Here is a 22,076-nt window from a genome sequence, read left to right on the forward strand (position 1 = left end):
GGCCGCGCAGGGATCACGCCCAGGTGATCAGACGCTGCGGGTTCTCCAGGACCGCCGCGATGTCGGCGAGGAACTTCGAGCCCAGCTCGCCGTCGACCAGGCGGTGGTCGAAGGAGAGCGCCAGCGTGGTGACGTGGCGCGGCTTGACCTTGCCCTTGTGCACCCACGGCTGGAGCTTGATCGCGCCGACGGCCAGGATCGCGGACTCGCCCGGGTTGAGGATGGGCGTGCCGGTGTCGACGCCGAAGACGCCCACATTGGTGATCGTGACCGTGCCGCCCGACATGGCGGTGGGGGAGGTCTTCCCCTCCCGGGCCGTGGTCACCAGATCGGCCAGGGCCTGCGACAGCTCGGGGAGCGTCTTGGCCTGGGCCTCCTTGATGTTCGGCACGATCAGGCCGCGCGGGGTGGCGGCGGCGATGCCCAGGTTCACGTAGTCCTTGCGGACGATCTCCTGGTTCTCCTCGTCCCAGGCGGCGTTGACGTCCGGATTGCGCTTGATCGCCACGAGCAGCGCCTTGGCGACGAGCAGGAGCGGGTTGACCCGCAGCCCGGCCATGTCGGGGTCGTCCTTGAGCTTCTGGACGAGCTTCATCGTGCGCGTGACGTCGACGGTGACGAACTCCGTGACGTGCGGCGCGGTGAAGGCGCTGGCCACCATCGCCTGGGCGGTCGCCTTGCGGACGCCCTTGACGGGGATGCGGGTCTCGCGCGCCACCTGCGCGACGGCCGGGGCGGCGGGCGCCACGGGCTGCGGCGCCACGGGCTCGGCGGCGGCCGGTGCGGCGGTCAGGGCCGCGTGGACGTCCTCGCGGGTGACGACCCCACCGGGGCCGGTCGGGGTGACCGCGGCCAGGTCGACGCCGAGGTCCTTGGCCAGCTTGCGCACCGGCGGCTTGGCCAGCGGCCGGGCGCCGGGCACGACGGGAGCCGCGGGAGCGACCGGCGCGGCGGGGGCCGGCACCACGGGGGCGGCCGGGGCCGCGTGCCCGTTGAGCTCCGCCTGGATCCCGGCGGCGAACGTCGCCTGCGGCGCCGCGGCACAGGCACCCGCCTGCTCGTGGACGACCGCGCGCGTCCCGGTGGCGGCCGCCTTGCGCGGCCTGCGCTTGGTCGAGGACGGTGCGGCGCCGTAGCCGACGAGCACGGCCTGGCGGCCCTGCTGCTCCGGCTCGGCCTCCTCCGCCAGGGCGGAGGCCGCGCTCTTCTCGGCGTGGGCGGCGGTCGAGGCCGGGGCCTCCTCCGCGGGCCCCGCGCCGGGCTGGGTGTCCACCGAAATGATCACCTGGCCGACGTCGACCGTCGTGCCTTCGGGGAAGCGCAGCTCGTGGACCACGCCGTCGAAGGGGATCGGCAGCTCGACGGCCGCCTTGGCGGTCTCGACCTCGCAGACCACCTGCCCGTCGGTGACGGTGTCACCGACGTTCACGTACCACTTGAGGATCTCGGCCTCGGTCAGTCCCTCGCCCACGTCGGGCATCTTGAACTCGCGGAAGCGCTGGCCGGTGTTGGCGGTGCTTGTCATCGTCACGACTCTCCCTCTGCCCTAGTACGCCAGCGCGCGGTCGACGGAGTCGAGCACGCGGTCGAGGCCGGGCAGGTACTCGTCCTCCAGCCGGGACGGCGGGTAGGGCGCGTGGTAGCCGCCGACCCGCAGGACGGGGGCCTCCAGGTGGTAGAAGCAGCGCTCGGTGATCCGGGCGGCGATCTCGGCGCCGGAGCCGAAGAAGACGGGGGCCTCGTGCACGACGACCAGGCGGCGGGTCTTCTCCACCGACCGCTGGATCGCGTCGAAGTCGATGGGCGAGACCGAGCGGAGGTCCAGGACCTCCAGCGACTTGCCCTCCTCCTCGGCCGCGGCCGCCGCCTCCAGACACGTCTTGACCATCGGCCCGTACGCGACGAGCGTCAGGTCGGTGCCCTCGCGGACCGTGCGGGCGGCGTGCAGCGGGCCCGGGATCGCGGTCGTGTCGACCTCGCCGCGGTCGTGGTAGCGGCGCTTGGGCTCGAAGTAGATGACCGGGTCGTCGCTCTGGATGGCCTGCTGCATCATCCAGTACGCGTCCGCGGCGTTCGACGGCGAGATCACCTTCAGGCCGGCGACGTGCGCGAACAGCGCCTCGGGGGACTCGCTGTGGTGCTCGACCGCGCCGATCGCACCGCCGTAGGGGATGCGGATGACCACGGGCAGCTTGATCTTGCCGAGTGCGCGGGCGTGCATCTTGGCCAGCTGCGTGACGATCTGGTCGTACGCCGGGAAGACGAAGCCGTCGAACTGGATCTCCACCACCGGGCGGTAGCCGCGCAGGGCCATGCCGATGGCGGTGCCGACGATGCCGGACTCGGCCAGCGGGGTGTCGATGACCCGCTCCTCGCCGAAGTCCTTCTGCAGTCCGTCGGTGACGCGGAAGACGCCGCCGAGCTTGCCGACGTCCTCGCCCATGACGAGGACCTTGGGGTCGGTCTCCAGGGCGGTGCGCAGGGAGGCGTTGATCGCCTTGGCGATCGTGAGCTTCTGGGTGCTCATGGTCAGTTGGTCTCCTCTGCGAACGAAGCCTGGTACGCGACGAACTGCGCGCGCTCCTCGTCGACGAGCGCGTGCCCGTCGGCGTAGGTGTGCTCGAACATCGCCATGTCGTCGGGGTCGGGCATGGTGCGCACGGTGTCCCGTACCCGCTTGGCGAGCGCGTCGCTCTCCGTCTCCAGCCCGGCGAAGAACGCCTCGTCGGCCAGGCCCTGCTTCTCCAGGTGGGCGCGCAGGCGCAGGATCGGGTCCTTCGCCTCCCACAGCTCGCGCTCCTCGTCGAGGCGGTAGCGCGTGGGGTCGTCCGAGGTGGTGTGGGCGCCCATGCGGTAGGTGAACGCCTCGATGAGCATCGGGCCCTCGCCGGTGCGGGCGCGGTCCAGCGCGGCCTTGGTCACGGCGAGGACGGCCAGCACGTCGTTGCCGTCCACCCGGACGCCGGGGAAGCCGTAGCCCTGGGCGCGCTGGTAGAGCGGGACGCGGGTCTGCCGCTCGGTGGGCTCGGAGATCGCCCACTGGTTGTTCTGGCAGAAGAAGACGACCGGTGCGTTGTACACGGCCGCGAAGGTGAACGCCTCGGCCACGTCGCCCTGGCTGGAGGCGCCGTCGCCGAAGTAGGCGATGACGGCCGAGTCGGCGCCGTCCTTGGCGACGCCCATGGCGTAGCCGGTGGCGTGCAGCGCCTGCGAGCCGATGACGATCGTGTAGAGGTGGAAGTTGTTCTCGTTGGGGTCCCAGCCGCCGTGGTTCACGCCGCGGAACATGCCCAGCAGGTTCGTGGGGTCGACCCCGCGGCACCAGGCCACGCCGTGCTCGCGGTAGGTCGGGAAGACGTAGTCGTCGTCGCGCGTCGCGCGGCCGGAGCCGATCTGTGCGGCCTCCTGGCCGAGCAGCGACGCCCACAGGCCCAGCTCGCCCTGCCGCTGCAGGGTGGTCGCCTCGCCGTCGAAGCGGCGGGTCAGCACCATGTCCCGGTACAGGCCGCGCAGTTCCTCGGGCGACAGGTCGATGGAGTAGTCGGGGTGCTCGACCCGCTCGCCCTCCGGCGTCAGCAGCTGTACGAGTTCGGGCTCACCGGCCGCCTTCTTGGCGCCGGCCCGCTTGCTGCTGCGTCGCGGCTTGCGCGCGGCAGTGCTGTCCACGGTCACGTGTGCTCCTCCGTCTGTCCGGCCCCCGGGGTCGCCGGCGGCCAGAGGGGGTCCCCCCGCCGTGAGGCGGAGAGAGGCTCGCCCGATCCGCGACGGCACACGGGGTGGGTGTGCCGAGGCCGGAACCGGGCGTGACAGGTTGCCCCGGCGAATGGCCTGCAATAAGCACGTTACCCAGTGGGCGGCATTCCTGCGAAACCCCGCCTGACCTGCGACTTTGCTTGGATTTCCAAGTAAATCGAGAAAGGCGGGCCAATGCGGAGTGCCAATCCACAGGTCAGCGCCTTGCAGGCCGCCGGAACGGGGGCACGTTATCCCGGAGGACAAGGGCGGGGGAAGACTTCGTGTGTGAGACTGGCAGCGTGCGCGAACAACGAAAAATCACGGTATTTCTGCTTGACGACCATGAAGTCGTACGTCGCGGCGTCCACGAGATGCTCTCCGTCGAGGAGGACATCGAGGTGGTCGGCGAGGCCGGTACCGCCGCGGACGCACTCGTGCGCATTCCCGCCACCCGGCCGGACGTCGCCGTACTGGACGTACGCCTTCCGGATGGCAGCGGAGTCGAAGTATGCCGTGAGATCCGTTCGCAGGACGAAAACATCAAATGCCTGATGCTGACCTCCTACGCCGACGACGAAGCCCTCTTCGACGCCATCATGGCGGGCGCCGCCGGCTATGTCCTCAAGGCCATTCGCGGCAATGAGCTGCTCTCGGCCGTCCGTGACGTGGCCGCCGGGAAATCCCTGCTGGACCCCGTGGCGACCGCCCGCGTCCTGGAGAGACTGCGCGACGGCAAGACCACCGGCGGCGACGACCGGCTCGCCTCCCTCACCGACCAGGAGCGCCGCATCCTGGACCTCATCGGCGAGGGCCTGACCAACCGCGCCATCGGCGAGCGGCTGCACCTGGCCGAGAAGACCATCAAGAATTACGTCTCCAGCCTGCTGTCCAAGCTGGGCATGGAGCGCCGCTCCCAGGCCGCCGCGTACGTCGCCCGTCTGCAGGCCGAGAAGCGCTGAGCGGCCGGCCAGGGACTTACGTCCCCCCACCTGGGGCCGGGCGCCCCTACGGGGCCGGTGGGGCGGCAGTGCACAGTGATGCCATGACCACCGTGTCCCATGACGAACTCCGCGCGCTCGAACTGCTCGGCGGAACCCCGTACGGCAGGATCTCCGTCAGCATGCGCGCCCTGCCGTTCGTCACCGTGGCGCGGCACATCGTCGTGGAGGGCCCGCCCCCGCGCGTCCTGCTGCGACTGCACGGCGGCTTCGGCTACGCCGGGGCGTGCGACGGCAGCGTGGTGGCCTACGGCGCCGACAACCTGGCGGAGCGGCGCGACGGCGAGGAATCCGTCTGGACCGTGCAATTCGTGGGCCAGGCACGGATTTTCCGCCCCGGGCCCGACGAACTCGAACGCTTCGGGCGGCCCCCGCACTCCGCCGACGACGCCCCCTTCATTCCCGAATACCTGTGCATAGAACCCCAGTTCATCACTCTGCACCGTCTCGAAGGCGTACCCGCGCGACGAGCCGCACACTCTGCGTGAATTAACATTTGGGGCGTGCCGCGCTCACTTGTCACCGATGCCCCCGTCGACACCGGACCGGACTTCGGCACCCTGTGCACACTCCTCGGCCGCTACGACGGCGCCGGCGAACCCGTGGCCTGCGACACCCTGACCGAGGGGCTCCTCAACCGCGGCTACCGCCTCTCCACCACCCGCGGCCGCTTCTTCCTCAAACACCACCTGGACGGCGACCGGGACGCCATCGCCCGCCAGCACGACGTCACCCGCCGCCTGGGCGCCATGGGCCTGCCCGTCGCCCCGCCCGTCCCCACCGCCGACGGCGCCACCGTGACCGTCCTCGGCGGCCGCTGCTACGCCCTCCACCCCTGGATCGAGGGCCGCCACCGCGACGGCGGCGAGCTCACCGAGACCCAGTCCCGCCGCCTCGGCGCACTCCTCGGCCACGTGCACACCTGCCTGGAGGAGGTCATGGAGGGCCCCGGAGGGGCCGCTGCAGGCCCCTCAGCGGGCTCGGACACCGCCGCCCGCCCCGAGGAGACCTTCACCCTCATCGAGGAGCTCCTGACCCTCGTCAGGGGCCGCCCCCGCGACACCTTCGACGAGCTGGCCGAGCACCGCCTCGTGGAACGGCGCGCCCTGCTGGAGCAGCACGCCCACCGCCGCCCGCCCGCCGCGGCCACCCCCGCCCGTGGCTGGGTGCACGGCGACTTCCACCCGCTCAACCTGCTCTACCGGGGCGGCGAGCCCGCCGCGATCGTCGACTGGGACCGGCTCGGGGTCCAGCCGCGCGCCGAGGAGGCCGTACGGGCCGCGGTGATCTTCTTCCTGAGGCCGGACGGCACGCTGGACCTGGCGAAGGTACGGCCGTACTCCCGCGCCTACCGCCGCGCGACCGGGGCCGACGCGGCCGAGCTGGCCGCGGCCGTGCACCGGGTGTGGTGGGAGCGGCTCAACGACTTCTGGATGCTGCGCTGGCGCTACCAGCTGGGCGACCACCGCGCCGACCCGGGCTTCCCGGCGTCGGCGGCGCTGGCCGTGTGGTGGACGGGCGCGTACGAGTCCGTGCGCGCCGCCTTCACGGACTGAGCGCGCCCGGAGAACCGGACGCGCTCAGGGGGTGCGGGGGCGGCGTCAGCCCGCGCTGCCCATGCTCGTGTTGCCACCGGTGTTCCCACCGGTGTTGGTGCCGGGGGTGACCGGCGCGCCCGTGGGGTTCTTCGGGTCGTCCGTGACCGGGGCGGTCGGCTCCTTGGGCGACTTCGTCGGCGGCGACGGCTCGCCCGACGGGCCCGAGGTGGGCGGCTTGGACGGGCGGCTGTTCCAGTCGTCGGACGTGTCGTGGGACCGCTCCGGCTTGGTCCAGCCGTCGTCCTCGTTGCCCGTGTTGCCCGTGCCGCTGGAGGGGCTGGTGTGCTTCGGCGGGCTCTTGGAGACGCCGGGGCTGGGCGCCTTGGGGCTGGACGACTGCTTGTCGGTCGTCTTGTGCTGGTCCGCCGAGCTCGTGCCCTGCTGCTTGAGCATGAACGCGATGCCCGCCACGACCGCGACCACCGCGAGCGCGGCGATCAGCCACAGCTTGCCCTTGCCGCCGCCGCCCGGGCCGCGACCGCCGTTGTAGCCGTCGAAGCCGCCGTCGTCGCCGCCCCGGCGGGGCAGGATCGGCTGCTGGGAGGTGGAGCCGTGCTGCGGGTGCGGCATGGCCGTGGTGGCACCCATGCCGCCCCCGCCCATGCCGCCCAGGACCTGGGTGGAGGCGGTGGCGTGCTCGATCGGGCCGGTGTTCCACACGCCCGTGTGGCTGCCGGCGTCGTGCAGCATCTGCAGCGCGTACTGGACCAGCCCGCGCATCTCCTCCGCGCTCTGGAACCGGTCGTCCGGGTCCTTGGCGAGGGAACGCATGACGAGCCCGTCCAGCTCCGGCGGCACCGTCTCCAGCACCTGGGAGGGCGCCACGGGGGTGTCCTGGACGTGCTGGTAGACCACCGACAGCGGGGTCTCGCCGGTGAACGGCGGACGCAGCGCGAGCAGTTCGTACAGCAGGCAGCCGGTCGCGTAGAGGTCCGAGCGGGCGTCGACGGTCTTGCCGAGGGCCTGCTCCGGGGAGAGGTACTGCGGCGTGCCCATGACCATGCCGGTCTGGGTCATGGTGGACGCCGCGCCGTGCAGGGCACGGGCGATGCCGAAGTCCATGACCTTGACCGCGCCCGTGTTGGTGATGATCACGTTGGCGGGCTTGATGTCGCGGTGCACGATGCCGTGCTGGTGGCTGTAGGCCAGCGCCTCCAGCACGCCCGAGACGATGATCAGCGCCTGCTCCGGCGGCGGGGCGTCGGCGTTGAGCAGCAGGTCGCGGATGGTACGGCCCTCGACCAGCTCCATGACGATGTACGGCACGACGTTGCGGCCGACGGTGTCCTCGCCGGAGTCGTAGACGGCGACGACGGCGTGGTGGTTCAGGCCGGCGACCGACTGGGCCTCGCGGGTGAAGCGGGCCTTGGAGACCGGGTCCTCGGCGAGGTCGGCGCGCAGCAGCTTGACCGCGACCGTCCGGCCGAGCCGTACGTCCTCGGCGGCGAAGACCTCGGCCATGCCACCGCGGCCCAGGCGGTGGGTCAGGCGGTAGCGGCCGTCGCCGACCAGCCCGCCATTACCCCACATTTCAGGCACATCGGGCATACCGCCCCCGTTGGCGTCAGGGTCGGACGGACCCTGGGCGCTCTGCGTCTGTGCCATCAGTCCTCGCCGTCGTGTGTGGTCCGCTCCGCTTCGCTTTCGCGTGAGAAGCGAAGCGCGGGAAAACGGTCTTCCGCTAGGGCACGCTACAGGCTTTGCACCGTGCGCCGGTCCGGGATGGACCGGCTATCAAACCCGTACCGGTACGAGCAAGGCAAATCCCGTGACACCTTGTCGCGCATCCGGTCACGGAACGGGCACGCGGCTTGACGTGCCCGTTGCCTGGGGCAGACTTGGCCGGGATACGTCGAAGAACAGCCGGATCGGGCCTGTGGCCGGGTCGGTACGCCAGGCAGTGCGCCGAGGGGGAAGTAACACCATGAGCCAGGACGGCGCGCAGGGCCGCTACGCGGGACGAGCTGTGGGCGGCGGCCGCTACCAGCTGCGCGACCTGCTCGGCGAAGGCGGCATGGCGTCCGTGCACCTGGCCTACGACTCGGTGCTGGACCGCCAGGTGGCGATCAAGACCCTGCACACCGAGCTCGGCCGCGAGGCGTCCTTCCGCGAGCGCTTCCGCCGCGAGGCCCAGTCGGTGGCGAAGCTCACGCACACCAACATCGTCTCGGTGTTCGACACGGGCGAGGACGACCTCGACGGATCGACGATGCCGTACATCGTCATGGAGTACGTCGAGGGCCAGCCGCTGCGCTCCGTGCTCGACGCGGACGTCGCCCAGTACGGCGCGATGCCCGCCGACAAGGCGCTCAAGATCACAGCCGATGTGCTCGCGGCGCTTGAGGTCAGCCACGAGATGGGCCTGGTCCACCGCGACATCAAGCCCGGCAACGTGATGATGACCAAGCGCGGCGTGGTCAAGGTCATGGACTTCGGCATCGCCCGCGCCATGCAGTCCGGCGTCACGTCGATGACGCAGACCGGCATGGTCGTCGGCACCCCGCAGTACCTCTCGCCCGAGCAGGCCCTGGGCCGCGGCGTCGACGCCCGCTCCGACCTGTACTCGGTCGGCATCATGCTCTTCGAGCTCCTGACCGGCCGGCTGCCCTTCGACGCGGACTCGCCGCTGGCCATCGCCTACGCGCACGTCCAGGAGGAGCCCGTCGCTCCCTCCACGATCAACCGGTCCATCCCGCCGGCCGTCGACGCGCTCGTCGCCCGTGCACTGAAGAAGAACCCGAACGAGCGCTTCCCGAGCGCCGAGGCCATGCGCGACGAGTGCGCCCGGGTGACCGGCACGGCCCAGGCCGCGCCCTCGCCGATCATCATCGCGGGCGGCCCGCCGGCGCGCAGCGGCGCGGGCGTCGGCTCGGCCGTCTTCCCGCCCGTGGACAGCGGGACCCCGGCCCCGGGCCCGCAGAGCGTCCAGACGCCCTACCAGAACCCCTACGGCGGCGGCTACGCCCAGACTCCGCCTCCGGGGCCGCAGGGCTACCAGACGCCGTCTCCCGCCTACCAGTCCGGTCCGGGCGCCGGCGGCGCTCCCACGGCGCCGTACGCGGCCGCCTCGGCCCCCGTGGGCAGCTCCGGCGGCTCCGGCGGCTCCGGCAGCGGCAACGGCAACCGCTCGGTGGTCATCGGCTCGGCCGTCGTCGCGGTCCTCGCGGTCATCGGCGTGGTCGCCGCCATCTCGCTCAGTGGCAACGGGAAGAAGGACGAGGGCGGCGGCGACAAGCCCTCCGCCTCGGCCTCGGTGGCCCCTGGCGGCGGCGGCAGCGTCACCGCGGGCGGCACCGGCGGCACGGGCGGCGGTGCCGGCGGCACGCAGGCGAAGGTCAAGGAAGGCGACAAGTCCAAGACCGTCGCCCCCGAGAAGTGCACCAAGGCGTACGACAACTTCCGCGACAAGACGAAGAAGAGCGCGCCGGACTTCAAGTACATCTACGTCGACTCGGTGAAGGAGTGCCTGCAGGCCGCGGGCTGGAAGTACCGGATCGACGTGGTGAACGAGAACACGTGGGGCAAGGGCACCGTGATGACCCAGTCGCCCGAGGTGGGCGACCCGTTCGACCCGAAGAACGGCGAGTTCGTGCTGACGGTGTCGACGGGCCAGTCGGCCACGTAGGACCACGTGCAGGGCAGACACGAAGAAGGGCCGGTGGTCGCGAGCGACCACCGGCCCTTCTTCTGTTCTCTTCTTCTGTTCTCTTCGCGACCTTCTCGGCCAGTCGGCTGGCCGGCTGGTCGGCTGGTCGGCTGGTCGGCTGGTCGGCTACAGGTACGGGCCCGAGCGCGCGCCGCCGTGCTGCTGGCCCTCGTGCTCGTCGTCGGAGAGCACACCGGCCGGCAGGGCGCGGCGCATCTGCTCCAACTGGGCGCGGGCGGCCATCTGCTGGGCGAACAGCGCGGTCTGGATGCCGTGGAAGAGTCCTTCGAGCCACCCGACCAACTGGGCCTGCGCGATGCGCAGTTCGGCCTCGGTGGGGATCGTCTCGTCGGTGAAGGGCAGCGACAGCCGCTCCAGCTCCTCCACCAGCTCGGGCGCCAGACCGTCCTCCAGCTCCTTGACGGAGCTGTGGTGGATCTCCTTGAGCCGGACGCGGCTCGCCTCGTCCAGAGGCGCGGCGCGCACTTCCTCCAGCAGCTGCTTGATCATGCTGCCGATGCGCATGACCTTGGCGGGCTGTTCCACCATCTCCGTCACCGGGACCTCGCGCGACTCGTCGTCGCCCTCCCCGCCGCCGGGGCTGGCGCTGCCGAGAGCCATGCCGTCCGGCCCTACGACCAGGACGTGCGGGCTCTCCTGCGACCGTTCATTCCTCGGCATATCCATGCCGCCATTCTCTCGCACAGGTGATTTCCCCCTGGTGATGCCCCCGTACACGTCTGATCCACCGCAGGGGCGCGCAGGGGCGCACATATTTTCGGGGCGTACGCCTCCAGAGGGGGGCGTGGCGGCGGCCGGGCGCCCCGTTCGTCCGCCCGGCGGCGACCTAGCGGCGGCGCAGGCGCAGCGCGAGGAAGCCGAGTCCCAGGCCCGTCAGGGTCATTCCGGTGCCCAGCGGGAGCACCCGTATCACCCGGTCCGCCGGATCGGCCTGGTCCGCGGGGTCGCGGGCGGGCGCCCGGGCGGGCTGGTGGGCGGGCTGGCGGGCGGGGGCCGCGCCGCCGGGCGGGCGCGGGGCCGACGAGGGCGAGGGCGCGTGCGGGGCGGCCGGTCGTTGCGGCCGGCCGGCGTCCTCGTGGTCGGACCGGGTCTCGTCGTCGGTCTCCCGGCCGGGGTGTCTGCGGCCTTCCCCCGCGACCGTCCCGGCCAGCCGGCCGGCGCCGGGGGAGGGCGGCGAGGAGGGGAAGACCGTGGTGGAGGTCGTGGCCGTCACGGGCAGCGAGGGCGGTGCGGACGTGGGCTCCGGTTCCCCGGCCCACGCCGGCCCCGCGGATATCAGCGCTGCCGAGACCGCCAGGCCGAGCACGGCCGCGGTTCGCGATCCACCGCCCATGGCGCCACCCTCCGCACGAGGCGCCCCCCTACGGACACCTCCACCCTCACACGCCCCGTGCCACGGGGCGCGCTGAGCGGCGGGTTCGGGTGACGCCGCGCTACGGGCGCCGTGCCTGCGGCCAGTTGGTGCGCAGCAGATCGCTTCAGTGGGTGAGCGGCCCGTGCTTCAGTGGGTGAGCAGCACCTTGCCGACGTGAGTGCTGTCCTCGACGACCCGGTGCGCCGTGGCCGCCTCCTCCATCGGGAGGGTGCGGTCGACGACCGCCCGTACGCGCCCGCCCGCGATGAGCGGCCAGACGTGCTCGCGCACCGCCGCCACGATGGCGGCCTTCTCGGCCAGCGGCCGCCCGCGCAGCGAGGTGGCCGTCACGGCGGCCCGCTTGGCGAGCAGCTTGCCCAGGTCGAGTTCGCCCTTGCGGCCGCCCTGGAGGCCGATGACGGCCAGCCGGCCGTTGACGGCGAGGGCGTCGATGTTCCGCTGCAGGTACTGGGCGCCGATGATGTCGAGGATGACGTCCGCGCCGACGCCGCCCGTCACCTTGTGCAGCTCCTCGACGAAGTCCTGTTCGCGGTAATCGATGAGGATGTCGGCGCCCAGCTCCCGGCAGCGCTCCAGCTTCTGCGCACCGCCCGCCGTGACGGCGACGCGCGCGCCGACGGCCTTGGCGAGCTGCACGGCCATGGTGCCGATGCCGCTGCCGCCGCCGTGCACCAGGAAGGTCTCGCCGGGCCGCAGGTGGGCCACCATGAACACGTTGGACCAGACCGTGGCGGTCACCTCGGGCAGGGCGGCGGCCTCGACGAGGTCCACGCCGTCGGGAACGGGCAGCAACTGTCCGGCCGGCACGCAGACTTTCTCCGCGTATCCGCCGCCCGCCAGCAGCGCGCACACCTCGTCGCCGACGGCCCAGCCACTCACGCCGGGGCCGAGCTCCACGACGCGGCCGGAGACCTCCAGGCCGGGGTACGGGGAGGCGCCGGGCGGCGGGTCGTAGAACCCCTGCCGCTGCAGCAGGTCGGCACGGTTGACGCCGGCCGCCGCGACCTCGACCAGGACCTCGCCCTCGCCCGGCGCGGGGTCGGGAACCTCGGCCCAGACCAGTGCCTCGGGTCCGCCGGGTACGGGAATGGTGATCGCATGCATGGACGCGAGGCTACTTCGCGGGGGCCGCCGCCGCAGCCCTTGACGGGGGCCGCCTTGCCCACGGGCGGGTCGGTCCGCCGGGTCCCGCGCCCGGGCCTACCCCTCGGCGGGCGGGCGGGCCCGCACGATCGTGATCAGGCGGTCGGTGGCCTTGAGCGGGCTCGCCTCGGGGTCGTCGTAGCCGAGCAGGCGGTGCCCGCGCAGGACGGAGACGACGAGGTCGTCGGTGTCCCGCACGCCGCGCCCCACCTCCGCCTTGACCACGGGCCGTTCGACGATGTCGAGGCCGCTGCCCTGCTGGATGAGGTCCTCCATGACCGTGCCGGCGCTGGGACTGAGCACGGACAGGCCCAGCAGCCGGCCGGCGGCGCTGGCACTCGTGATGACCGCGTCGGCACCGGACTGCCGCAGCAGCGGGGCGTTCTCCTCCTCCCGCACGGCCGCCACGATCTTCGCGGTGCGGTTGAGCTGACGGGCCGTGAGGGTGACGAGCACGGCGGTGTCGTCGCGCTGGGTGGCCACGATGATCTGACGGGCCTTCTGGAGCTCGGCCCGCATCAGGACGTCGCTGCGGGTCGCGTCGCCGATGACGCCCGCGTAACCGTGGGCCGTGGCCGATTCGACGACCTTGGGGTTGGGGTCGACGACGACGATCCGCTCCTTCTCGCGCACCGTGCCACCGGCCGCCGCGCAGAGGGTCTGCACGGCCGACCGGCCCTTGGTGCCGAAGCCGACGACGACGGTGTGATCGCGCAAAGCGGACCTCCAGCGGGTCAGCCGCCACTGCTCACGGGTGCGCTCCGTGAGGACTTCGAGCGTGGTGCCGACCAGGATGATCAGGAAGAGGACACGGAGGGGCGTCACCAACAGGATGTTCGACAGGCGGGCGCTGTCGCTGTACGGGACGATGTCGCCGTATCCGGTGGTGGACAGGGTGACGGTGGAGTAGTAGACGGCGTCGAGGAAGTCGACGCTGCCGTCGGCGTTGTCGTGGTAGCCGGTGCGGTCGGCGTAGACGATGAACACCGTGGCGACCATGACCAGCAGCGCCATCAGCAGGCGCCGGCCGACCTGCCGTATCGGGGCCACGTGGTAGCGGGGCAGCAGGACCCGGAAGTCGGTCTCGTGCTGGCCGTCGCGGGCCGCGGCGTCGTGGCTGGGGAGGATCACCGCACGCCTCCGTTGCGCCCGGTCTGCCAGGAGCCGTTCGTGGCCTGCCCGGGGCCCGTCTGCCAGGGCAGGCCGAGGAGCTCGGCCTGCCCGCCCTGGTCCACGCCGCCGGGCGGGAGGACGGCCAGCGCGTCGGCGCTCGCGATGCCGCGCAGCATGGCGGGGCCGTGGAAACGCAGGGGCCGGACCCTGCCACCGCCCTCGTAGGCCACCGGCACCAGACGGGTGTCGGTGGCGTGCCCCGGTGCGGCCTCGGCGAGCCGGGCCCCCCAGCGGTCGGCGGGCGGACGGCCGGAGAGGGTCCGCAGCAGCGGCTCGGCGAGGGTCAGCAGGCCCGCCACGGCGGCGAGCGGATTGCCGGGCAGGCCGACCAGATACCGTCGCGGCGCGAGGCGGGCGAGCAGCATCGGATGGCCGGGGCGGACGGCGACACCGTCGACCAGCAGCTCGGCACCGAGGCCGTGCAGCGTGGGGTGGACGTGGTCGACCGGGCCGCCGGCCGTGCCGCCCGTGGTGAGGACGACGTCGGCGTCCGACGCCTCCAGCGCGGCCCGCAGCGCGGCGGCGTCGTCCCCCAGCCGCCGGACGCCCACGGGCTCGGCGCCGAGGGCCTGCAGCCAGGGCCCGAGCATGGGACCGAGCGCGTCCCGGATGCGGCCGTCGTGCGGCAGCCCCTCGCGGAGGAGTTCGTCGCCGAGGACGAGCACCTCGACGCGGGGGCGGGGGACGACGCGCAGCCGGTCGTAGCCGGCGGCGGAGACGAGGCCGAGCACGGCGGGCGTGACGAGGGTGCCGGCGGGCAGCAGCTCGTCGCCGCGCCGGCACTCCTGTCCGCGCGGCCGGATGTCCTGGCCCTGCGTGAGGTGCCGGGCGGCGTACAGCTCGCCCTGCGGGCGGACGGTGCCGTGCTCACTGCGCAGCACGGCGGTCGCACCGGGCGGTACGCGCGCGCCGGTGGCGATGCGGACGGCTTCGCCGTCGCGGAGCGGCAGGACGTCGGGGCACCCGGCGAGGATGCCGGCGTGCTCCTCCCCGTGCGGCAACCGCCAGGGCCCGGGCCCGGCGACGGCCCACCCGTCCATGGCGGAGGTGTCGAACGCCGGCAGATCGGTGAGCGCCACCACCACACCCCCCAAGGTCTGCCCCAACGCCTCGGCAACCCCACAGTGCACGGCAACGGGCGCCTCACCGACGTCCCCGGCCACGGCCCGCGCAACGGGCCAGGAGAGGGCATGGGAACGGTGGGGGGCGGGGCCCCCGACGCCCCGCTGCGCGTCGGCGGGTCCGGGGGCGGGGGTGCCGGTGCCGGTGCCGGTGCCTCCAGGCTGCTGCGGTCGGCCGCGGGCCGGGGTGGGGGCTGCGTCCGGTTCGTCGGCGGGACGGGCGGAGGAGCTCGGGCGGCGGTCGGGGGGCGGGGTGCCGGCCGCACCCGACTCACCGGGGGCACCGGACGCGGCACCCAGGGACCCGGACGGGCCATGCCCACCGGACGCGGAACCGGCCCCACTCGACCCACCAGCGGCACCGGGCGCGGGACCACCGGCCGCGGAACGGGGACCCCCACCCGCACGGGCAGAGCCGCTCGCCCCGTGGGCACCGGAGGGGAAGCCGGCCAGACCCGACCCACCGGCGGCACCGGCGGCACCGGCGGCACCGGCGGCACCGGCGGCACCGGCCTCGCGAACCCCGGACGCGCATCCGGGACACCCGACCGCACCAGCAGACGCGCTCGAAGCGTGCGCACCTGACCGGTAGCCGACCGTATCCGAATCGCCAGCGGCACCGGCGGAGACCCCGGACGCGCGGACGCCCGACGCGGAACCGACCGCACCCGGCCCGCCCGCGGCAGCACCGGCCAGGACACCCCGGTCATGGGCGTCGGAGGCGGAAGCCGAAGGCTGGGGCACACCGGCGCAGGCGGTCGGCTCGTGGGCGCCGGACGCCGAAGAGGGCGGGAGCGCAGCGGCGGCGGCTCGTCCGCGGGGGCGACGCGGTGTGGGCCGGGCGAGGGTGGCAGGCTCCGGCATCTGGGGCCGTACCCCCCGCACGGGGGACGCCTCGGTGGGTCCACCCGCCGGACCGGCGTCGCCGCACCCGGCAGCGGGAAGCTCGTCCCACCCGCCCCCCGGGGTCCGGGGCGGAGCCCCGGTTTCGGGAAGGGGCGGGGTGGGGGAATCCTCCCCACCCCCACGCATCGTGTCGAAGAACCGCACCCCCGCAAACGGCACGTCCAGCTCCTCCTCCCGCACCGCCCGAGAGCCCTCGCCCCCCGCCGCCCCGGCGAACGGATCCGACGCGAAGTCGAACGAGAAACCGTCACGCGGCACCCGCGTATCGCTCACGGCGGCCCGCGCAGAACCCCCGGAACCCCCAGAGCCCGCAGACCGCCCCGCCCCCGGATCCGCCAGCAGCGCCAACGCCTCGTCCGTCGCCCGGTCCAGCGCAGCGTCCTGCTCCCGCTCCAGCTCGGCCTCGCTCATGACGGCTCGTCAGCCCCGGACGCCGGCCCGCCCGCCGCAGCGTCCGCCTCCTCCGCCCACCGGGCGGCCAGCGCGCCGGCCAGGCGGGCCGCATCGGCCACGGCCTCCGGGCCGCCGCCGCGCTGGGCGGCCGCGTACCCGACGAGGAAGGTCGTCAGGGGCGCGGCAGGGCGCGCCACACCGTGCGCGGCATCGCGCGCGAGGTCGAGAAGGCCGGCCCTGTCGACGTCCAGTTCGATGCCGAGTTCGGCCTTGACCGCGGAGATCCATTCATCGAGCACGCTCCCATCGTCCCTGATGCGCGCACGGGCCGTGCCGATGTCCTCCCAGGTGTCGCAGTCGAAGGCGGCGGTCGGGTGGTGGACGCGGGCGAGCTTCAGCTCATCCGTGAGGAGCCGCAGCGGCAGCCCGTGCAGCGTGCCGTGCTCGGCGACGAGCAGGCCCAGCTCGCGCCGCAACGGCTCCGCCCCGTACACCGCGACGAGCGGCTGCTCCCGCCCCCCGGCATCGGTGAGCACGGCACCCTCGGCCCCCGCGCGCTCGTCGGCCGACTCCAGCAGCGCCCCGACGGCCTCCGCCTGCAGGAACGGCAGATCGGCGGAGAGCACGAGCACCCGTCCGGCCCCGACGTGCCGCAATCCGGCGGCCAGCCCGGCCAGCGGCCCGCCCCCCGGCGGCTCCTCGCGGGTCCAGGTCACCGGCCGGACCGTGGGGCGGCGCGGCCCCACGACGACCGTCCTGCCGGCACCGGCGCAGGCGCTCAGCACCCGGTCCAGCAGGGACCGCCCACCGACCCGCACGGCGGGCTTGTCGGTCCCGCCCAGTCGCCGGGCGGCACCCCCGGCCAGCACTACCGCGTCGTAATCCGTCACGCGTCGAGTATGGCGAGCCCCCGGCGAAGGCGAGGGCCCGGCCGGGCGGGGCCCCTCGGCCCGCCAGAGCGTACGACCGCCGGACGACCGCCAGACCGCCAGACCGTCAGACCGTCCGCAAGAGCACCGCCGGCTGCTCGATGCAGTCGGCCACGTACCGCAGGAAGCCGCCCGCGACACCGCCGTCGCACACCCGGTGGTCGAAGGTGAACGACAGCTGCACCACCTGCCGCACCGCCAACTCCCCTTCGTGCACCCACGGCTTCGGTGCTATTCGGCCGACGCCGAGCATCGCCGCCTCGGGGTGGTTGATGATCGGCGTGGAGCCGTCGACGCCGAACACCCCGTAGTTGTTGAGGGTGAAGGTGCCGCCGGTCAGCTCGGCCGGGCTGAGCTTGCCGGCCCGTGCGGCCTCGGTGAGCCGGGCCATCTCCACCGACAGCTCGACGGCGTTGCGGGCGCTCGCATCGCGCACGACGGGAACGACCAGGCCGCGATCGGTCTGGGCCGCGAAGCCCAGATGGACGTCGGGCAGCGTGACGATCTCGCGGGCCTCGGTGTCCACCGTGGCGTTGAGCTCGGGGTACTTCGCGAGCGCCGCCGTGCAGATGCGCGCCAGCAGTGCCAGCAGTGAGACCTTGGCCCCACCGGAGGCGTTCATGGCGCGACGGGCGGCCATCAGCTCCGTGGCGTCCGCGTCCACCCAGCACGTCGCGTCCGGTATCTCCCGGCGGCTGCGGCTGAGCTTGTCGGCCACCACGCCGCGCACCCCGCGCAGCGGTACGCGCAGGCCCTCGGCAGTCTGCCGGCCGGCTGCCCCACGGCGGCCGGGACGGGCCGTCTCGGTCCGGTGTCCGGGCCGCGCGGCCCGGGCGGTCTGCCCGGCCCCCGCCGCGGACACCGCCCGTCCCACAGACGGCGTCTGCTCCGCCGGCACGGCCGCCGCCCCCGCCGCGTGCACCTCGTGCGCCGCCGCTTCGACGTCCGCGCGCGTGATCAGCCCGTCCGGCCCGCTGCCGCGCACCCGGGACAGATCCACGCCGCGTTCCCGCGCGAGGCGCCGTACGAGCGGGGAGATCACCGCCAGGGACGTGGCCGCGGGCACTTGCTCGGCGGGGCGCGCGGACAGCCGGCCGGTCTCGCGGGCCTGCGGCCGGACCCGGCGGCGCCGGGCCGCCGGCGCCTGGGTGCCGTAGCCGACGAGCACGTTGCCCGATCCCTCGTCCCCACCGCCGGACGCGGAACCGGCAGCCGTAACGGGCTCCGGCGCACCGGGATCCGGCACGGCGGCCGGCTCGCCCACCGCCACCGTCAGCAGCGGGGCGCCGACGGGCAGCTCCGTCCCCTCCTCGCCGAAGCGGGCGGTCACCACGCCTCCGTAGGGGCAGGGGACCTCCACCATGGCCTTCGCCGTCTCGACCTCGACCACCGGCTGGTCGACGGCGACGACGTCGCCGACGTTCACCATCCAGCGGACCACCTGCGCCTCCGTGAGTCCCTCACCGAGGTCGGGCAGCGTGAACTCGCGCACCACCGCCATCAGAGCGCACCACTCTCGTATGCGTTGCCGTCGTTGCCGACATTGCCGTCGTCAGAGGTCCATTCCGCTTCCCACTGCAGCCGCGCCACCGCGTCCAGGACCCGGTCCACGCCCGGCAGATGGTGCTTCTCCAGCATCGGCGGCGGGTAGGGGATGTCGAAGCCCGCCACCCGCAGGACCGGCGCTTCCAGGTGGTGGAAGCAGCGCTCGGTGACCCGGGCCGCGATCTCCCCGCCCGGGCCGCCGAAGCCCGTCGACTCGTGCACGACCACCGCCCGGCCGGTCCGGCGCACGGACGCGCAGACGGTCTCCTCGTCGAAGGGCACCAGCGACCGGAGGTCGACGACCTCCAGGTCCCAGCCCTCCGCCGTGGCCGCCTCGGCCGCCTCCATGCAGACCGGCACGGAGGGCCCATAGGTGATGAGCGTCGCGGACGTGCCCGGCCGGCGGACGACCGCGCGGCCGATGCCCGGCACCTGCTCCGGGCGCTCGGCGTCCCAGTCGGCCTTCGACCAGTACAGCCGCTTGGGCTCCAGGAAGATCACCGGGTCGTCGGAGGCGATCGCGGCACGCAGCAGCCCGTAGGCGTCGGCGACGGTCGCCGGGGCGACGACGTGGAGCCCCGGCGTGGCCAGGTAGTGGACCTCGGAGGAGTCGCTGTGGTGCTCCACGCCGCCGATGCCGCCGCCGTAGGGCACGCGGACGGTGATCGGCATGGGCATCGCGCCACGGGTGCGGTTGCGCATGCGGGAGACGTGGCTGATGAGCTGCTCGAAGGCGGGGTAGGCGAAGGCGTCGAACTGCATCTCCACCACGGGCCGCAGCCCGTACATGGCCATGCCCACGGCCGTCCCGAGAATGCCCGCCTCGGCCAGGGGCGTGTCCGTGCAGCGGTCCTCGCCGAACTCCTTGGCCAGTCCGTCGGTCACCCGGAAGACACCGCCCAGGGTGCCGACGTCCTCACCGAGGACGTGCACGGCAGGATCGTCGGCCATGGCGTCGCGCAACGCCCGGCCCAGCGCCTGCGCCATGGTGGCGGGCTTGCGGCCTGTCTCGACGGGCGCGGTGGTCATCGCTGCGTTCCTTCCTGGGGGCCGCCCTCCGGGGCGCCCGGGAGCTCCCCGGCAGCAGTCAGCTCAGCACGCAATTGTGCTGCCTGCTCGCGCAGTTGGGCAGTCTGCTCGGCGTAAACATGTGTGAACAGTTCCATCGGGTCGAGCGCGGGGTCCTGGTTCATCCGCTCGCGCAGATCGGCGGCCATCCGCTCGGCGGCGTCCTGCTCGGCCCGTATCGCGGCGTCGTCCAGCAGCCTGCGGCTCGTGAGCTCCCGTTCCAGCAGGGCGATCGGGTCGTGCGCGCGCCAGGTCTCGACCTCGGCGTCGCTGCGGTAGCGGGTGGCGTCGTCGGCGTTGGTGTGGGCGTCGATGCGGTAGGTGACGGCCTCCACCAGCGTGGGCCCGCCGCCGGCCCGGGCCCGGTGCACGGCCTCGGAGAGGACCTCGTGCACGGCGGCCGCGTCGTTGCCGTCGACGAGCCGGCCGGGCATGCCGTACCCGACGGCCTTGTGGGCGAGCGAGGGCGCGGCGGTCTGCTTGGCGAGCGGTACGGAGATGGCGAAGCCGTTGTTCTGGACGAGGAAGACGACCGGCGCCCGCCAGACGGCCGCGAAGTTGAGGGCCTCGTGGAAGTCGCCCTCGCTGGTGCCGCCGTCGCCGACCATGGCGAGCGCGACGACGTCGTCGCCCTTGAGCCGGGCCGCGTGGGCGAGCCCGACCGCGTGCGGGAGCTGGGTGGCCAGCGGGGTGCACAGCGGGGCGACCCGGTGCTCGTGGGGGTCGTAGCCGGTGTGCCAGTCACCCCGCAGCAGGGTCAGCGCCTGCACGGGGTCCAGGCCGCGCACGACGGCCGCGAGGGTGTCGCGGTAGCTGGGGAAGAGCCAGTCCTGCTCCTCCAGGGCCAGCGCGGCGGCGACCTCGCACGCCTCCTGCCCGGTGGAGGAGGGGTAGACGGCCAGCCGGCCCTGGCGGGTCAGCGCCGTGGCCTGGGTGTTGTACCGGCGGCCGCGCACGAGCTGCCCGTACAGCCTCCGCAGCAGAGCCGGATCGAGCCGCTTCGCGGCGGGGGTGCCCAGCAGGCGGTACGGCTCCGCGTCGGGCAGCAGCGGGGCGGGGTCGGTACGGGGTTGCCAGGCCGGGGGCGGGGTGGGCCGGTACGAGCCGGGCTGCTCCAGAACCGTCATGACGAGCACCTCCTCTTGGGACGAGCTTGACCGGAAAGCGTCCTGCGCTCTCCCTACCGATTGTTCGGTCGTCGGCACATTTTGGCTACAGGCGGCCCGAGCCTGTGGACAAACGGTTCTCCACAACTTGAGATATGAACAGGACGTCCATGAAGGGGAGGCATGGCGGTATGCCGGACGAACAGATGGCCACATCGGGCGGCAGACCGGCTGCCCGCCCACTGGACGACATCGACCGCTCGATCCTGCGGATGCTGCAGAGCGACGGACGCGCCTCGATACGCTCGGTGGCCGAGCGTGTGCACGTCTCGCGCGCCAACGCCTACGCACGGATCAACCGGCTCATCGACGACGGCGTGATCAAGGGCTTCGGCGCCCGCATCGACCAGGAACGGGCCGGGCACGGCGCGTCCGCCTACATCACGATGAAGATCGTCCAGAACTCCTGGCGCACGGTCCGCGAGGAGCTCCGCGAGCTGCCCGGCGTGGCCCACATCGCGCTGGTCAGCGGCGACTTCGACGTCCTGATGCTCGTCCACACCAAGGACAACCGCGCCCTGCGCGAGCTCGTCCTCACCCGCATCCAGGCCATCGAAGAGGTGCTGAGCACGCGCACCCTGCTGGTCTTCGAGGAGACGGACCTCAAGGAGGACCGCCCCCTCGACGAGGGCCGCCAGCCGGAAGGCCGTTAGCCGGCGGGCCGCCGGCTGTACGTGCGCAGGCCGGCGAAGGCGGTGTGGACGACGGCGTCGGCCACCTCGGCCACGGTGGCGGCGCCCCCGCGCTCCGGCCGGTACCACTCCACGATGGAATTGATCATTCCGAAGAGCAGCCGGGTCGCCAGCCGGATGTCCACGTCCTCGCGGAGGTCGCCGTCGGCGGCGGCCTCCTTCAGCAGCTCGGCGACCTGGTGGTCGAACTCGCGGCGCCGTTCCATCGCCCAGCGCTCGGTGTCCGTGTTGCCCCGCACGCGCAGCAGCAGCGTCACGTAGGGCAGCTCGGCCATCAGCACCTCGACCGTGCGCCGGGTGACGTATTCGAGCCGGTCGATCGCGGGCCCGCCGGTGGCACCCGGCTCCCCGAGCACGGCGAAGAGCCCGTCCAGCGCGCGGCTTATCGCGAGCCGGAGCAGCTCCTCCTTGCCCTTGACGTGGTGGTAGATCGAGGACTTGGAGATGCCGGCCGCCTTGGAGAGGTGCTCCATGGAGGTGCCGTCGTAGCCCCGCTCGTTGAACACCTTGACGGCGACCGCGAGCAGCGATTCGGGCGTGTAGGTGTCGCGCTTGGCCATGGTCATG

The 22,076-nt window shown here is 73.2% G+C and carries 19 protein-coding genes; 5 read left to right on the forward strand and 14 right to left on the reverse strand.

The genetic code is table 11. The features are described from left to right. Positions 1-13 precede the first annotated feature (13 nt). Genes LE181_RS15425 through pdhA (LE181_RS15435) form a run of 3 tightly spaced genes read right to left on the reverse strand, consistent with a single transcriptional unit; the run spans position 14 to position 3,672 of the window. Positions 14-1,525 (reverse strand): dihydrolipoamide acetyltransferase family protein, encoded by a 1,512-nt coding sequence (locus LE181_RS15425; protein WP_225661849.1) that lies wholly within the window; start codon positions 1,523-1,525, stop codon positions 14-16. Positions 1,526-1,546: 21 nt separating this feature from the next. Beyond that, positions 1,547-2,527, reverse strand: a complete 981-nt coding sequence (locus tag LE181_RS15430) for an alpha-ketoacid dehydrogenase subunit beta (RefSeq protein WP_225661850.1) — start codon at positions 2,525-2,527, stop codon at positions 1,547-1,549. A 2-nt stretch (positions 2,528-2,529) separates the two neighbouring features. Further along, positions 2,530-3,672, reverse strand: coding sequence for a pyruvate dehydrogenase (acetyl-transferring) E1 component subunit alpha (gene pdhA / locus LE181_RS15435; protein WP_225661851.1), 1,143 nt, complete (start codon positions 3,670-3,672; stop codon positions 2,530-2,532). A 362-nt stretch (positions 3,673-4,034) separates the two neighbouring features. Here pdhA (LE181_RS15435) and LE181_RS15440 point away from each other — a divergent pair, with 362 nt between their 5' ends. From LE181_RS15440 to LE181_RS15450, 3 genes are all read left to right on the forward strand, one after another. Continuing rightward, positions 4,035-4,694, forward strand: coding sequence for a response regulator (locus LE181_RS15440; protein WP_225661852.1), 660 nt, complete (start codon positions 4,035-4,037; stop codon positions 4,692-4,694). A gap of 83 nt (positions 4,695-4,777) precedes the next feature. Beyond that, entirely contained in the window at positions 4,778-5,221 is a 444-nt protein-coding gene (locus LE181_RS15445; protein ID WP_225661853.1) for a pyridoxamine 5'-phosphate oxidase family protein, read from the forward strand. Positions 5,222-5,236: 15 nt separating this feature from the next. After that, a complete protein-coding gene (locus tag LE181_RS15450; RefSeq protein ID WP_225661854.1) occupies positions 5,237-6,289 on the forward strand; it encodes a phosphotransferase in 1,053 nt (350 codons plus the stop codon). 45 nt (positions 6,290-6,334) lie between these two features. On the opposite strand, the gene LE181_RS15455 is transcribed toward LE181_RS15450, so the two are convergent. Beyond that, complete coding sequence (locus LE181_RS15455) at positions 6,335-7,936, reverse strand: protein kinase domain-containing protein (RefSeq protein ID WP_225661855.1); 1,602 nt, start codon at positions 7,934-7,936, stop codon at positions 6,335-6,337. Positions 7,937-8,255: 319 nt separating this feature from the next. Here LE181_RS15455 and LE181_RS15460 point away from each other — a divergent pair, with 319 nt between their 5' ends. Further along, entirely contained in the window at positions 8,256-9,956 is a 1,701-nt protein-coding gene (locus LE181_RS15460; protein WP_225661856.1) for a protein kinase domain-containing protein, read from the forward strand. Positions 9,957-10,103: 147 nt separating this feature from the next. Here the strand turns inward: LE181_RS15460 and LE181_RS15465 are convergent, their stop codons facing one another. The 9 genes from LE181_RS15465 to pdhA (LE181_RS15505) form a co-directional block, all read right to left on the reverse strand. Next, the gene (locus LE181_RS15465) at positions 10,104-10,664 is read right to left on the reverse strand and encodes a bacterial proteasome activator family protein (protein ID WP_308103137.1); all 561 of its coding nucleotides are present in this window, start codon (positions 10,662-10,664) and stop codon (positions 10,104-10,106) included. Positions 10,665-10,824: 160 nt separating this feature from the next. Continuing rightward, positions 10,825-11,331 (reverse strand): hypothetical protein, encoded by a 507-nt coding sequence (locus tag LE181_RS15470; protein WP_225661857.1) that lies wholly within the window; start codon positions 11,329-11,331, stop codon positions 10,825-10,827. A 168-nt stretch (positions 11,332-11,499) separates the two neighbouring features. Further along, the gene (locus LE181_RS15475; RefSeq protein ID WP_225661858.1) at positions 11,500-12,477 is read right to left on the reverse strand and encodes an NAD(P)H-quinone oxidoreductase; all 978 of its coding nucleotides are present in this window, start codon (positions 12,475-12,477) and stop codon (positions 11,500-11,502) included. Positions 12,478-12,573: 96 nt separating this feature from the next. Further along, on the reverse strand, positions 12,574-13,647 hold the full coding sequence (locus LE181_RS15480; RefSeq protein ID WP_225661859.1) for a potassium channel family protein: 1,074 nt from the start codon (positions 13,645-13,647) through the stop codon (positions 12,574-12,576). Further along, entirely contained in the window at positions 13,644-14,768 is a 1,125-nt protein-coding gene (locus tag LE181_RS15485; RefSeq protein ID WP_372458367.1) for a molybdopterin molybdotransferase MoeA, read from the reverse strand. Before LE181_RS15485 ends, LE181_RS15480 begins: the two co-directional genes overlap by 4 nt. 1,355 nt (positions 14,769-16,123) lie before the next feature. Beyond that, positions 16,124-16,999: an NTP transferase domain-containing protein gene (locus LE181_RS15490; RefSeq protein ID WP_225661860.1), complete on the reverse strand. Its 876-nt coding sequence runs from the start codon at positions 16,997-16,999 to the stop codon at positions 16,124-16,126. A gap of 106 nt (positions 17,000-17,105) precedes the next feature. After that, positions 17,106-18,539 (reverse strand): dihydrolipoamide acetyltransferase family protein, encoded by a 1,434-nt coding sequence (locus LE181_RS15495; protein ID WP_225661861.1) that lies wholly within the window; start codon positions 18,537-18,539, stop codon positions 17,106-17,108. Next, a complete protein-coding gene (locus tag LE181_RS15500) occupies positions 18,539-19,612 on the reverse strand; it encodes an alpha-ketoacid dehydrogenase subunit beta (RefSeq protein WP_225661862.1) in 1,074 nt (357 codons plus the stop codon). Before LE181_RS15500 ends, LE181_RS15495 begins: the two co-directional genes overlap by 1 nt. Continuing rightward, positions 19,609-20,778, reverse strand: coding sequence for a pyruvate dehydrogenase (acetyl-transferring) E1 component subunit alpha (gene pdhA, locus LE181_RS15505; RefSeq protein ID WP_225661863.1), 1,170 nt, complete (start codon positions 20,776-20,778; stop codon positions 19,609-19,611). The genes LE181_RS15500 and pdhA (LE181_RS15505) overlap by 4 nt, the downstream gene beginning before the upstream one ends. Before the next feature lie 170 nt (positions 20,779-20,948). Here pdhA (LE181_RS15505) and LE181_RS15510 point away from each other — a divergent pair, with 170 nt between their 5' ends. After that, a complete protein-coding gene (locus LE181_RS15510; RefSeq protein ID WP_225661864.1) occupies positions 20,949-21,470 on the forward strand; it encodes an Lrp/AsnC family transcriptional regulator in 522 nt (173 codons plus the stop codon). Here LE181_RS15510 and LE181_RS15515 read toward each other — a convergent pair. Next, positions 21,467-22,075 (reverse strand): TetR/AcrR family transcriptional regulator, encoded by a 609-nt coding sequence (locus tag LE181_RS15515; RefSeq protein WP_225661865.1) that lies wholly within the window; start codon positions 22,073-22,075, stop codon positions 21,467-21,469. The two genes, LE181_RS15510 and LE181_RS15515, sit on opposite strands and share 4 nt — an antisense overlap. Position 22,076 lies beyond the last annotated feature (1 nt).

It is taken from the genome of Streptomyces sichuanensis (assembly GCF_020328095.1).
Taxonomy (GTDB): domain Bacteria; phylum Actinomycetota; class Actinomycetes; order Streptomycetales; family Streptomycetaceae; genus Streptomyces; species Streptomyces cinnamoneus.

Coding starts and splice junctions, on each gene's coding strand:
- LE181_RS15500 (WP_225661862.1), bottom strand. CDS start 19,612: ATGACCACCGCGCCCGTCGAGACAGGCCGCAAGCCCGCCACCATGGCG.
- LE181_RS15475 (WP_225661858.1), bottom strand. CDS start 12,477: ATGCATGCGATCACCATTCCCGTACCCGGCGGACCCGAGGCACTGGTC.
- LE181_RS15455 (WP_225661855.1), bottom strand. CDS start 7,936: ATGGCACAGACGCAGAGCGCCCAGGGTCCGTCCGACCCTGACGCCAAC.
- LE181_RS15510 (WP_225661864.1), top strand. CDS start 20,949: ATGCCGGACGAACAGATGGCCACATCGGGCGGCAGACCGGCTGCCCGC.
- pdhA (WP_225661863.1), bottom strand. CDS start 20,778: ATGACGGTTCTGGAGCAGCCCGGCTCGTACCGGCCCACCCCGCCCCCG.
- LE181_RS15425 (WP_225661849.1), bottom strand. CDS start 1,525: ATGACAAGCACCGCCAACACCGGCCAGCGCTTCCGCGAGTTCAAGATG.
- LE181_RS15430 (WP_225661850.1), bottom strand. CDS start 2,527: ATGAGCACCCAGAAGCTCACGATCGCCAAGGCGATCAACGCCTCCCTG.
- LE181_RS15495 (WP_225661861.1), bottom strand. CDS start 18,539: ATGGCGGTGGTGCGCGAGTTCACGCTGCCCGACCTCGGTGAGGGACTC.
- LE181_RS15515 (WP_225661865.1), bottom strand. CDS start 22,075: ATGACCATGGCCAAGCGCGACACCTACACGCCCGAATCGCTGCTCGCG.
- LE181_RS15460 (WP_225661856.1), top strand. CDS start 8,256: ATGAGCCAGGACGGCGCGCAGGGCCGCTACGCGGGACGAGCTGTGGGC.
- LE181_RS15445 (WP_225661853.1), top strand. CDS start 4,778: ATGACCACCGTGTCCCATGACGAACTCCGCGCGCTCGAACTGCTCGGC.
- LE181_RS15470 (WP_225661857.1), bottom strand. CDS start 11,331: ATGGGCGGTGGATCGCGAACCGCGGCCGTGCTCGGCCTGGCGGTCTCG.
- LE181_RS15465 (WP_308103137.1), bottom strand. CDS start 10,664: ATGGATATGCCGAGGAATGAACGGTCGCAGGAGAGCCCGCACGTCCTG.